We start from the raw sequence: 12901 nt of genomic DNA, 5'->3' as shown, positions 1-12901 counted from the left end.
CGAAATCAAATGCCAGGAACGGCTGTGCTATGTGGATATGTGGATAACTTCGCGTCAAAACGGCAGATTTTGTGGGTAGGAAAAAGGTTATTTTTCACTTATCCACCAAAGAATGGGAGTTATCCCCACTTAAAAGCAGTTATCCCCGAACTTATCCACATACTTATCCACAAAAATTGGCATGATTGTGGATAAGTACAAGTAGGAAAGTTGGTATGTGAGGGGGAAACCTGTCCTAGGAGGAAGTGAGATGTATGAGGGGAGTCAAATGGGGAAGAGAGCGAGAACGAAGGAAATAGTAGCCTGGTCCAGGGCTTGACCCAACCATGCAAGAGGTTTATTATAACACAAAGAATTATGTGGTATAGAGGACCACCACATAAGAAAAAAGGAGCATCGCTAAGAACCCATGCCAAAGACGACAAAACGTACAGCCACAAAACGGGCGGCGCGCATAGCGAAAGCGCACGCTACTGAACTGCCAACGGTTGAGCCAAAAGTTGCCCAGCAGTCCCAGCAGCGGCGGACTCCAAAGCAGCAAGCGCCAGCTCGTGGGATAGCACGATATCCATGGGCGATTACCATGTCTATCCTGATTATCGCAGCCGGCGTCGCCCTCCTGTATTTCAACCACGTTGGCCCTTTTGCGCCCCCAGCTAAACAAGCTTCAAACGCGAAGAAGGCACCAGCCGTTGCGACGCTCGCTCCAGATGTGAAAGCGAAGGCAACCACCGTAGTCGCGAGTATGCCAGCGGATCATAAACAGGCCTTCACCAGTTCTAATTGTCTTAAGTCTGGTATCCTGAGCAAGATTACTGATACCTCCGCGGCTCCTAGCTCCGCAGACAAGGACAAAATTAAGCACAGCTACGATAAGGCCCCAGCTATGACCATCAACCAGAAGACGACCTACTGCGTTGGCATCAATACCAATCGCGGGTTGATCGTCCTCGAACTGATGCCCCAGTGGGCGCCTGAGACGGTCAATAATTTTGTCTACCTGGCGCAGAACAAGTTCTATGATGGGCTGACCTTCCATCGTGTTATGAAAGACGCTGGCAACCTTCAGATCGCCCAGGGTGGTGATCCCAAGGGTGATGGTACGGGCGGCCCTGGCTATACTCTGCCTGACGAGACGGGGAAAAATGGCGATTATACCGCGGGCACGATCTCAATGGCGCGCAGCGATAAAGTCTCTGGTAGTCAGTTTTTCCTTAACACTGGCGACAACTCCACTGGCCTGAAGGGACAAAACTTTAACACCTTCGGCTGGGTTGTCAAAGGTATGGACGTCGCTCTGGCCCTGCAAGGTCCAAGCGATAGCAACAAGAACATTACCTCTGATGTAATGAATCACGTACTTGTTGTTCCTGCCTCCTAAAGGTACAATGTAAGGGGTACAGTGCATTGTGTCTGTACACAGTGCACTGTTTTTTTGTTGTTAGTTTTAGGAGGATGTTTTTCGTGGCAAAGCAGTATAATAGTGCACCTGCAATGCAGATTGACCCCAAGAAGAAATATACCGCCGTCATGCATACTAGCAAGGGCGATATTCGTATCGAGCTGTTCGCCGCACAGGCGCCAATAACAGTCAACAACATTGTCTTCCTGGCGCGCGAGGGTTTCTATAACAACACCACTTTCCATCGCGTCATTGGCGGTTTTATGGCCCAGGGTGGTGATCCCACGGGTACCGGCATGGGTGGTCCCGGCTATAAATTCAATGACGAGCAGGGCGCGCTCAGCCTTAAGCATGACAAGGCTGGTATTCTCTCGATGGCCAACGCGGGGCCAAACACAAACGGTTCTCAGTTCTTTATCACGCATGGTCCCACGCCTCACCTCAATGGTCGTCATGGCGTCTTCGGCCAGGTCGTTGATGGCATGGATGTGCTGATGGCTATTCGCGAGCGCGATCCACAGCGTGATCCACGCCCCGGAGATGAGATTAAGTCCATCGATATCATCGAGGAATAACTTCTCGCGCCCGCGGCGCTCACCCAGGCAAAATAATGTGGAGCATGCTGGCAGCCTACGGCTGCCAGCATGCTCCACATTATTTTGCCTGGGGAAGGGTTAGAATGTACATGCTCCACATTATTTTACCTGGAAAAATAGGCAGGATAGAATTTAGAGGAAGGGGCGGAGTGGTCGCAGGAGATACTCGGCGTATTTGTAGAGACGTGGACGGCTCTCCCATTCTGCCAGAGATAGTTCACGGGCGTGGGTTGTATCGTTATGAAAGATGCTTTCCATCTGGGTCGCGAGTTCGCGATTATAGATGGCGAGGTTGATTTCATAGTTTCCAAGCATGCTCAGGCGGTCGATATTGGCGGTGCCGACCGTTGACCAGATGCCGTCGATGGTCGCGGTTTTAGCGTGCACCATGGCGTCCTGGTAGAGGAAGAGGCGAATGCCAGCCTTAAGACAGGCCGTATAAAAGGCACGTCCCAGCCAGTCGGCGATAACGTGATTAGAGATGGCTGGCAGGAGGATGCGTACATCAACGCCACGCTCGGCAGCTTTGAAGAGCAGACGGATGAAAAAGCGATTGGGAATGAAGTAGGCCTGCGTCAGGTAGATCCGCTCGCGCGCCCGATCAATGACCTCGTAGTAAGAGGCACGGATGGGGAAGGTCAGAACGGAGGGTTCGTTACGAAAGAATTGAATATAGGGGTCCCAATCACGCTTCATACTTGCCGCCAGCCGTGGTAGATCTCGCGTGCGATGGGTGTTCCAGAAATCCACAAAGGTGGCCTCAACCTCCCAGGCATCGTGACCAATGATGCGCGCCTGCGTATCGCGCCAGTGCTTTGCATAGAGACTGCCAATGTTATAGCCACCCAGGAAGGCCACGTGACTATCAACGACCAGGATCTTGCGGTGATCGCGTGCGTAGCTGGCCAGACTCAAGGGATTGAAAGGGAGCGTGAGAAAGGGATAGGCCAGCATGTGAATCTGTGGCGCAAAAGAGGCAAAGAAGGCGCGTGGTACAACGAGATTGGCGAAAGAATCGTAGATGACATAGACCTCGATACCTCGGGCCGCTGCATGACCTAACGCGTCTCTGAATTGCCGTCCCACTGCATCACCCTTCCAGATAAAGGTCTCGATGAAGATATGTTTACGCGCGTCCTTGATACTTGCAAGCATATCCGCGTAGAGATCCTCTCCATAGGTGTACAGCTTGACTTCGGAATTGACGACGTGGACGGGGGAGGTCGGGATGCGGGTAAGATGTCCCTGGGGACGTGCCCGCTTGCGTCGCTGATCCACGACCAGTAAGATCATACTGACCACGAGGGCGGGCGCAAAGATTGCCATGAGCAGCCAGCAGAGCAAGCAGGAGAGCGAGAAGCGTGCTTGCCGGGAGGTTGGCCTGGGAATGTGTTCAGGCGCCGACATACAATAGTAACCCTCCAGTCTGACTGTTTGCTTCCATGGACAAAAAAGCGTACCACTATTACTATACAAAGTGGTCCATTAGTGGTTTGATCACCAAATTGTAGGGTCCATGCCGGCATGGACGGCGGACACAGCGGCCTTCTAAGCGCAGGAGAGTCCATGCCGGCATGGACCCTACAGGCTCTTTAGCGGTAGGCATCGGAGACGTTATTGACGGATTGCCACTGGTCCAGGGGCCAGTAGACAAAAGCGGCCTTGCCGATAATATAGTCGCGCGGAACGAAGTCCCAGAGGCGAGAGTCGTCACTGGTGCGGCGATTATCGCCGAGCACAAAGTACTGGTTTGAGGGAACCTGCCAGGTTTTGGCGAAGGGATTGTCATAAGAAAGCCGTGTATATGGTTCATGGAGCTGGCGACCGTTGATCCAGATATGTTCGCCATTGATAAGGATGCTATCGCCCGGCAGGCCGATGACGCGTTGCATATAGGCGATACGTGTATCGCGAGGATAGCGGAACACAATCACATCGCCGCGCTCAGGATTATGCGTAGTATATGCCAGCTTATTGACCAGCACCAGCGAAGATTGGACAATGGCTGGACTCATATTTGTGCTGGTCACCTGGTAGCTTTGTAGGATGATACGGAAGGCAAAAAAGAGGATTGCCACAAAGACGGCAATCTCGACGCATTCTCGCACAAACTGTCGCTGGTTCAATACACCACTCCCTCTCCACATACTCCCTCTCGGAAACCTGCATACAATTATTTTTATTGAGTGGTGTGGTGCAGGTTGGCAGCCGCAGGCTGCCAACCTGCACCACACCACTTAATAAAACAAGGCGAGCGCCGCAGGTGCGAGGGGCCAAGCCAAGAACTTGCTCATGACATTCTCTACTTAACAGTATAGCTAAGCAGGTGACTGGAGTAGTACCGAGTGGCTATGTTTGGGGAGACGTGAGGTGGAAAGTAGGCTATTCCCCTTCCTCTTCCTCTTCTTCTTCCGCCCCATAATAGTAGGGATGGTTTAAGGTCGCGCGTATCGCTCCCCACTGCGAGAAGATACCACCAAAGAGGCAGCCTATGACCAGGATCACCAACTCAACCGCGATGCCGCCAGCAACCTGGCCGCTATATTGTTGTCCCGAAATATTGCCAGGATAACCGGGGATATAGCGTAAGAGAAAGCTGGCGATATAGATGATAGCGACGGCGACAACACCAGTCCAGAAGGCAGGGCGGCGTACGATGATACGTTTGCCGGTGATAAAGCCCGCGATAAAGCAAAGGACGATATTAATGATAAGGGCGAGGCAACCCAGGCCCAGGGCGAGATAAGTCCAGGGGCCAGCGGAGGCTTCACGAGCCTGGTTCGCATAGGCGGGTACGCTCAAAAAGTTGATGATCACGTTGAGCACGACGCCAATCAGGCCAAAGATCACACCCATAGTCAGGGCGCGACTGGCCGCGTTGGCTGGAGGAGCGTAGACACTAGCATCCTCATTGGGATCGTAAGAAGATCGATTACGCATAGAACCTTTGTATTCCTCTTATACAATGTAACGCTTCGGCACACTTCGCGTTACCTGTAGGGGTAGTGCACGGTAGTGGTAACGCTTTGGCAAACAAACTGTTTGCGCTATGGCATTCGCCACTACACGTGTCGTGAAGCGCTTGAAGGCACGGGCGAATTACTGATTTCCGACTCCCGCGAAGGTATCGGAATGAGTATTAATAAATTGCCACTTGTTAACAGGCCAGTAGACGAGCACAGCCTTGCCGATAATATTGGCCTTGGGAACATAATCCCAGTAGCGTGAATCATCGCTCACAGGTCGATTGTCGCCAAGTACAAAGTATTGACCGGGTGGCACCTTCCATATTTTAGCAAAAGGATTGACTGGCGCACTAATATAAGCCTTTTCATCAAGAAGTTTATCATTTACCCAGACATGAGTACTATCTATGCGAACCGTGTCTCCAGGCAGACCAATGATGCGCTTGATATAGTCGACGCGAGGATCGCGCGGATAGTGAAAGACGATGACATCACCGCGCTCAGGGGCCTTAAAGATATAGGCTACCTTGTTAATGAGCACATACTGATTCGCATTGAGTGAAGGCTCCATGCTTTGCCCATCGACCTGGTAGGTTTGCACAACCAGGCGGATCAGAAAGAAGATCAAGAGTGTGAGGACAATGATCTCTACGAGTTCGCGTACAAGATGGGAACGTGGTTGTTTCAACGTTGAACCTCGCCTTTTCTTTTTTTATGTCAAGGGTTTTGCGCCGCTGGCTTAAAAAACGTGGATGGCATGTGCGCACGACCCAGGTTTATGCGGTAAAGATGGCCTCGCTGATGAGGGCTTGCTTTGTGGATAGGGTATCCTGCGACAGAGAATGCCATTGTCTGTCATTATAGCTGAAAGTCTATGAGCTTGCTAGAAAGTAGAGAGCATGGGGAGGTGTATCCTCCCATGCTCTCTCCACTTTCTAGCGCCTGGAATAGATGACATAGCCGGCTACCGTTTCACGCCGGTAATGCGTTGGATCTGACGCGTACCTTGTGACCTCAAAATTATGTGCTTGCAAGGAGGTCAGCGGAAAGACATAGACTGGTGAAGGGGCCTGGCCCACTATCGTCGCATACTCAGGATAACGATTCTGCCCAGGTTCCAGGTTGTAATCGAGATTGCTGCACAGAATGTTTTCATCTGATGCGAAGATCAGGCGATTGCACGTCCAGTACTCCGAATAGATACGCGTCTGCTGGTGTGACAGCAGGTACGACACCAGGGTTTGTTGGCGCTCGTAGGTGGCCTGTGCGTTGGGCGTATCAGCGAGGGTACGAATGGTCCCCACAACTAACATGACCAGGATAAGCAGGAGCGCGCCCACGCGAGCGAAGAAGAGGAGGCGCTCGCCTCGTTTTTCTGGAAACGCCAGCGTTTGGATGCCCCGCCAGAGTGGCCAGAGTATGGCAGGGAGCGCGACGCACATGCTCAAGAGATAACGTGCCGTCGGGCCAGGATTGACCGCCGAGGAGGCGCTCACCGTATAGAGCAGTAGAATCGCGCCCGCGCTGAGCAGCAAGGACAGGCGCAGAGCCTCCAGCACGAGCGTTCGATAGGCTGGCGACTTGGCCAGTGGTACCTGGCGTGGCCAGTGCCGCCAGAGCGAGGTCACCGCCATCACAGTTGCGCTTCCCCAGAGCACCAGGTAGCCTAGAGACCAGAGGCCCTGCGTGATGCTACAGGTAAAAGTGGCGACCGTTGTCGGGCCAAAGAGAGGAAGATTCTCAGGCGCGCATACGGGGTTAAAGCCGGTAATCGCGGGTAGGGCAAAGAGGAGTGAGCCGACCAGGCGCCGCCAGGGAGAGATATTATGGGCTACCATCTCATCGGCCATGGCTTTATTCACGTTGATAATATCGTTGAAGGTATTGTGCGTGATAGGCATAGATACATTGTAATACACCATGGGCGAGATACACAGCAGAAAGCCAGCCAGCATGCCTACAAGATTCCAGCCACGGACCTCCCTGCGGCAGAAGACCAGCAGAAGCAGCAGGGACAGTCCCACAAACGGAAGGGTAATCTGATCGGTCCAGACGGCCAGGCCACAGAGTATACCCTCAAGTAAGAAGAGGAGACGGCGGCGTATTGTGAGCGTGGCGGTAGGGGTAGTCAGGGTCAGGTGCGCGGTCAGCAGCAGCAGCGAGGTACTTAAAACCAGGATATCGGGATAGCGTCCAAAGGCTTTAAGCTCTTGAATTAACATATCAAGCGAGCCAAAGCTTAGAAGCAGGACGCTAAAGAGGGCCAGTTTCCGTGAATAGAGCTTACTGGTCAGGTTATACAGGAGTATGAGAAAGAGCGCAAAAAGCGTGACCAGAAGCAGGCGCACTGTGAAGACCGATGGACCAAGCAACAGAACAAATGGAGAGGCCAGGTGGGCTTCCAGAGAGCCAAGATAGGATTGCCCATAGTAAAAGATGGGATGTTCGCCCCGAAAGGCGATATGCAGGGCCATTAGATCGATGACGCTCTCATCGCTGTTCGTCGTTGGCCAGTTGAGAGAAATAAGTGCAATACGAAGGACAATAGCCACGACAACCAGGGCCAGCAAGATTAATTCAGATATGCCGATGCGAAATCTCTTCAAGAACAACATAAAATTCCTAACGTTAGAGCAGCCCTAGTGGTTGCATCCAGGGAAGAATGTCGGGGGTAGTGAAGTTGCCCCACTACCCCAACTCAAGCATACGTTGTCTAAAATAAGATGTCAATGGAAGATAAGTTTCTTATAAAGATCTATAAGCTCTTGCGCATAACGCCGCCAGCTAATCACAGAATCCAGAGACTGAAGCTCGTCTGTGGTGGGATGATAGTGACGACGCGTGGCAGCCTGGAGCGCCTCTGACAGCGATGAAGGACTTTCAGGCTGGTAATAAATACCGACGTGTAGAGGGAGCATCCCCTGGTAGCGTGGCAGTGTAGGCGCGATAACCAGTCGATCATAGGATGCAGCCTGGATCGCAGCTTGCAGGTTGCCAACAGTGATATTCGCCCTGTGGGGAAAGATCACTACATCGCACGCGCCCATGTAGAGCGGAAGATCAGCCTCGCGCGCCTGGGGATACACATGAACATGCTCATCCACGTAGGCAATGCGTTTGAGCTTACGCGTGAAGCGTTTGGTTGCGGGAGGGCCTGCCAGGAGCAGGTGCAGTTGGAGAGGCTCTGGCTCACGATTGGCCATCTCCTGTTGTACCTCTTGAAAGCCCTGTATGAGCTGTAAGACTTCGCTCTCAGTGTGCAAATGCGTGTGACAGAGATAGATAAAGGTATTGGGTTCGGTCAGGCCAAGTTGCTTACGCGCCTGCTCTCGCAAAATAAGGGGGGGATTGGCCCCACGTGAGCCGGGATAGGAGAGGCCATAGGTACGCTGGCGCAGCCCTTTCTCGGCATAGAGGTCCTGGGGCTGGCGCGTGAAAGCCTGAATCGCGTTACTTCTCGAGAGAAGAGTATACTCAATCTCCAGACATTTACGGGCACGCCGACTCGGAAAATTGTGCCACCAGCCTCCCGCATCCGTCGCAACGATGGTAACACCCAGGAGGCGCGCCACCCAGAGCGAAAACAGGAGGCGTCGTCGCGCAAGCCAGGAGAGCTTGAAAGCGCCTGGCTGGTAGATATGGACCACGCCAATGGAGCGTTGCTGATAGGCACGATGGCGCCAGAGCCAGTTGAGCGGAATGACCCGCTTTTTCGTGACCAGGGGAATCTCATCTTTTAAATAATCGAGAACGCGTGGCTGTTCTTCTTTATTGGGACGTACAAAGAGAACCGAGGGAAGCGTGATTTCGGCAGGGGCATGGTAGAGCGCCTGGATGAGCTGTCGCAGTCGGCCCGCGGCCCGTGCCCGCTCCATCGCCGCCATCATATACTCCGAAGTCGGCTTGTGAGCAAGCACGATCAGAGGGCGCTGGATACAGGCCATATTGAGAATATTCAGACACTCCATAAATGCTGCCAGGAGGATCTGGCGTGTCGTGGAGGGTGCTGGCGCATCGGCGCGAGGTTGACAGGCATAGCGGGCCAGGATTTCAGCACGTCCCTGCCAGTAAGCTCGCCCTAGAAAGAAGGCTTTTTGTAGACGTACAATTGGCGCGCGATGAAAGACCAGCGCCTGTGGCTCATACCAGAGCTGGCAGTCATGCTGGCGTAGGCGTTGGCACAACTCTTCTACATCCAAGTTGGTAGGACTATGCAGGCGTTTGCTAATATAGGGCGAGAAGAGACCCACCTTGCGCAGTGATTTGATTTTTACGGAGAAACAGCAATTGCTAAACGCGAGACCAGGTGGCATTGGCAGACGCTTCTGCTCGAAACCAAAGGGCGAAAAATAACCCAGGACATCCAATAACTCGTCCGAGAGCCAGTAAGGCCGATCGCCCTCCCAGCGAATATCGACGCGTCCACCAATGGCGTCTGCGTTGGTCTCGTGGTAAGCGAGTAGCAGTGCCTCTAGCAGGTTGGCATCCGCGATGCTATCATCATCCATGAAGACGGCAATCTCTCCACGTGCATGAGCCAGTCCCGTGTTGCGCGCGTAGGCCAGCCCATTCTGGGGTTCAGAGATGCAGCGTGCCTGCCAGCGTTTTTCGGATGGCGTACGTTTATCGTAGAGTGATTGCAGATAGTTTTGTATGGCTTCGGCCGTCCCGTCGTTTGAGCCATTATCAACTACAATCACCTCGTAGAGGTGTGGTGGCAATGTTTGGCGGTGCAGGCTGGAGAGCGCCGAGAGAACCAGGTTGCGGCGGTTATATGTACAGAGAATAATGCTCAAGCGCGGTAGCTGTGGCCTCCCCTGGGAGTGATAGACCGCAATCGACTGGATATGGGCATCGGTATTTGGCGAATGGTACTGGTGAAGTGTCATCATACCTCCTTGGGCACTAGCGCCACCTGCTTTTTCAGCGAAATATGGCAGAGCAGCATCGACCCCACTGCCGAGAGAATTTGTGCACTGGCGCTGGCGATGGCCGCGCCTGAAAGACCCCAATAGGGAGTAAGCAGGATCGCGAGCAGAATGTTGAGGATGGCAGCATATAATCCCAGGCGCAGGCGTAAGGGATGCTGCTGGTAGGTTGCCAGGTAGGTTGTGCTGACCGAAGCCACGCTCCCAAAGGCGGCGGAGACCAACAGGATACGCAACGGTACGACTGCCTCCAGGAACTCTGGCCCCAGGCAGAGCTGAATAAGAAAGGGGCAGAGCAGTATGATAAGGCCGCAGAGAGGGAAGGCTAAGACTGCCATCGCGCATGACGTACGGATAAATTGTTGTTGGGGAGAGCTACAGAGCCAGTGCGCGCGTGAGACCAGGAGCAGTTGGGTACAGAGTGGGGCGAGAAAGGTCGAAAAAAGCAGCGGGATCAAGCTCATCAGCCAGCTACTTAGTAGTGCGCCCAGCGCATAGAAGCCCAGGTAAGCGGGGCGATACCAGAGAGCCAGGAGGAGGAGCTCGCTACGTTGCCAGACGATGGCATCAATGAGAAAGAAGAGCGGTGAGTTTCTGATCTTGCGTACCAGTCGCTCGCGGAAAAGGTGACTGGGAGCATGAGCCTGGCTGACTGGTAGCAGACGCAGCACGCAGATCATAGCCATGACCAGTGTAAGAGTATCCGCGATGGCGCGTGCCAGTAAAAAGATGCCAATCTGTTCACCATCGATGTGCAGGGCGACAACCACCAGGAGAAAGCTGACAAAGGCTCCAAAAATTTGCAGCATGAGTAGGAGATCTGAGCGTTGCTGACCACGCAGCGTTACCCCGGCAATATTGCTAAAGAGCAGGGGAAGGCTCGAGAGACTGCCGAGTAGAAGGAGAGAGCGACTAGGTATGTGGAAGAACCAGGCAACAGGAGTGACGAGGATCAGGCAGGCCAGGATATAGAAGCCGATATGGCGGCACTGGCGGCACCAGAGAAAATAGAAGATTCCGGCTACCAGGCGAGGGGTTTCATGACTCTGCGTGCCTGCGATATGCTGATTAGCAGGTGCTGAGGCCCCTATGCCAATCAAAGGGATCACCAACGCGCCGAGCCACTGCACAAACGCAAAGATGCCAAAGTCATCGGGTCCGAGCGTACGAATAATGAGCACCTGTGTGCAGCATGTAATGAGTGTCGCATAGAGAGTCGCATAGAGATGCCAGTAGCCTGGAAGTAAGAAAACTCCCTGTTCACGATCAGAGAACAGACCCGGGAGGTGAATATTTTGTAAATGAGAGCGAATATTATTTGAGCGTGGTAAGAGCATGACCCCTCCACCCATACCGCACCACGTTACCACAAAGCAACATCGAATCCCAACCCCACAAAATAAAAAATACAAACCAGAGTATCAAAACAGAACCCATACTCTCCTTCATTGTAGCAGAGAGTTCGGGAAAGGCCTGTAGAGGTGCACTTTGTGTACCATAATGTACCATAATAGATCATTGTAGGGTAATGTATAGTTGTGTCGATATGTGAGGCACATGGTAGTAGCAAGCAGTATTATGTATAGAGAGGGTGTGTGCTTTTAGGATAAAAGACGGTCCTCTTTCCAAGGTTTGTTGCGCGTAGTTGATGTTGAGGAGTGGCGGAGTGAGAGAACAGACCAGTCTTAGTGAGTGTGGCATGGTGATTCAAGAGCGTGTGGGGGGCGAGAAGCTCCATGCAATCATTCATATCGAGGTGCATGAGGTAGGTTTTTTGCCTTATTTGCCACAGTTAACCTGCTATCCTTCTCGCAGGTTGCTTCACCTATTTCCCTACGAGCTCGCGAATGAATATCGCTGTGTGCCAGTAGGTATCGAGCGGGGGGCGGTCACCCTGGCTACTGGCCACTGTCTCGCTAGTGACATTCTGACACGGCTTCAGAAGCATACGCACAAGCGTATTTTTCAAGTGCGTTGCGCGGATATAATCCTTGACGAGTTACTACACTACTGGCGAGGCGTGCTTCTGGCTTAAGGGTAGCGGCTCCGCCTGCACTGGCGGCTTTCTCTCTTTTCATATACTTTAAGCAAGAGAGAAAGCCGCGCGAGAGGCTGGGTAAGCAAAGCCCGCGTCTACCGGCTGAATATCGGGGGTGCGCAATGTGCGTCGCAGGTTATTGAGCGCGGCCTGAATGCGCTTCTTTAACGTATTTTCGGAGGTCTTGAGTGAGCGTGACATCTCCGGCAGTGTCATCCCATTGTAGTAGTGAAGCACGATGACAACACGCTGTTTCATAGGAAGGTTATTAATCGCCTGGGCCAGGTCCCAGTCTCGTTCCATCTTTCCTTTGAAGTCATCGGCTGCCTGGGCGATCAGGTCTGTTTCCTGCTCTAAGAGTGTCTGGCGCACAAAGGCAGTATTGCGTGCGAGGCGCCGCTTAAAACTGATGCATTGATTGACAACGATACGCATAAGCCAGGGGCGAAGCGCGCCCGCCTTGTGCAGATCTGTGAGATGGTTCCAGGCAAGGATGAATGCATCCTGTACAACGTCTTCGGCCACATCACGATCCCCAACAATTAGCGTCGCTGTACGCAGCATCAAGTTGCCATACTGCTCCACAATATCCTCAAAGGCTTTTTGATCACCCTGGATCGCACAACTCACAGTGATTTCTTGCTGTCTCTGCTCGGGCGTCAGTTCACTGGTCATTTCCATATCTTGCCCCTCTCTAACCGAGTAGGGATGGTGGATGTATGTATCGCAGGCGTATCGATTGTAGATACGAGAGGTGCAGGCTGGGCTGTAAGCGTCACCATGATGTGTATAACCTCCTCATATGCATGAGTGATGCACACTCTGGACAGAATATAGCACGATGATAGGGTGCGTTCAAGGTGTGCCTACTCACGAATTTGCACATGTGTAATCTTTGTGCATAGAAAATGGCTTATTTTGGAGGATTAAAATTGCAATAGAAGTGTTTTGTGGCTTCTGTTATTGTTTTT

11 protein-coding genes are annotated in these 12901 nt (G+C 52.7%); 3 read left to right on the top strand and 8 right to left on the bottom strand.

The window, feature by feature from the left end:
• Nucleotides 1-409 precede the first annotated feature (409 nt).
• Both KRAC_RS74540 and KRAC_RS13855 read left to right on the top strand, forming a co-directional pair.
• Nucleotides 410-1381, top strand: coding sequence for a peptidylprolyl isomerase (locus KRAC_RS74540; RefSeq protein ID WP_007907950.1), 972 nt, complete (start codon nt 410-412; stop codon nt 1379-1381).
• Between the two features lie 83 nt (nt 1382-1464).
• The gene (locus KRAC_RS13855; protein WP_007907949.1) at nt 1465-1977 is read left to right on the top strand and encodes a peptidylprolyl isomerase; all 513 of its coding nucleotides are present in this window, start codon (nt 1465-1467) and stop codon (nt 1975-1977) included.
• A gap of 153 nt (nt 1978-2130) precedes the next feature.
• On the opposite strand, the gene KRAC_RS13850 is transcribed toward KRAC_RS13855, so the two are convergent.
• The 7 genes from KRAC_RS13850 to KRAC_RS13820 all read right to left on the bottom strand — a co-directional run bounded on the left by KRAC_RS13850 (nt 2131) and on the right by KRAC_RS13820 (nt 11229).
• The gene (locus KRAC_RS13850; RefSeq protein WP_007907948.1) at nt 2131-3405 is read right to left on the bottom strand and encodes a phospholipase D-like domain-containing protein; all 1275 of its coding nucleotides are present in this window, start codon (nt 3403-3405) and stop codon (nt 2131-2133) included.
• A gap of 185 nt (nt 3406-3590) precedes the next feature.
• A complete protein-coding gene (gene lepB / locus KRAC_RS13845) occupies nt 3591-4124 on the bottom strand; it encodes a signal peptidase I (RefSeq protein WP_052568210.1) in 534 nt (177 codons plus the stop codon).
• Nucleotides 4125-4380: 256 nt separating this feature from the next.
• Nucleotides 4381-4938 carry a hypothetical protein gene (locus tag KRAC_RS13840; protein ID WP_007907946.1) on the bottom strand — a complete coding sequence of 186 codons (558 nt, stop codon included), beginning with the start codon at nt 4936-4938 and terminating at the stop codon, nt 4381-4383.
• 159 nt (nt 4939-5097) lie between these two features.
• The gene (lepB, locus tag KRAC_RS13835; RefSeq protein ID WP_007907944.1) at nt 5098-5652 is read right to left on the bottom strand and encodes a signal peptidase I; all 555 of its coding nucleotides are present in this window, start codon (nt 5650-5652) and stop codon (nt 5098-5100) included.
• Nucleotides 5653-5899: 247 nt separating this feature from the next.
• Entirely contained in the window at nt 5900-7570 is a 1671-nt protein-coding gene (locus KRAC_RS13830; protein ID WP_157506430.1) for a hypothetical protein, read from the bottom strand.
• A 120-nt stretch (nt 7571-7690) separates the two neighbouring features.
• On the bottom strand, nt 7691-9856 hold the full coding sequence (locus KRAC_RS61515; RefSeq protein ID WP_083814629.1) for a glycosyltransferase: 2166 nt from the start codon (nt 9854-9856) through the stop codon (nt 7691-7693).
• Nucleotides 9853-11229, bottom strand: a complete 1377-nt coding sequence (locus KRAC_RS13820) for a lipopolysaccharide biosynthesis protein (RefSeq protein ID WP_007907935.1) — start codon at nt 11227-11229, stop codon at nt 9853-9855. The genes KRAC_RS61515 and KRAC_RS13820 overlap by 4 nt, the downstream gene beginning before the upstream one ends.
• 329 nt (nt 11230-11558) lie before the next feature.
• Between KRAC_RS13820 and KRAC_RS13815 the strand changes: the two genes are divergently transcribed.
• Nucleotides 11559-11927 carry a GspE/PulE/PilB domain-containing protein gene (locus KRAC_RS13815; RefSeq protein WP_007907934.1) on the top strand — a complete coding sequence of 123 codons (369 nt, stop codon included), beginning with the start codon at nt 11559-11561 and terminating at the stop codon, nt 11925-11927.
• 48 nt (nt 11928-11975) lie between these two features.
• On the opposite strand, the gene KRAC_RS13810 is transcribed toward KRAC_RS13815, so the two are convergent.
• Nucleotides 11976-12611: an RNA polymerase sigma factor gene (locus KRAC_RS13810; RefSeq protein ID WP_007907933.1), complete on the bottom strand. Its 636-nt coding sequence runs from the start codon at nt 12609-12611 to the stop codon at nt 11976-11978.
• Nucleotides 12612-12901 lie beyond the last annotated feature (290 nt).

Source organism: Ktedonobacter racemifer DSM 44963 (assembly GCF_000178855.1).
GTDB classification, from domain to species: domain Bacteria; phylum Chloroflexota; class Ktedonobacteria; order Ktedonobacterales; family Ktedonobacteraceae; genus Ktedonobacter; species Ktedonobacter racemifer.
This window is presented reverse-complemented; position numbering and strand designations above follow the sequence as displayed.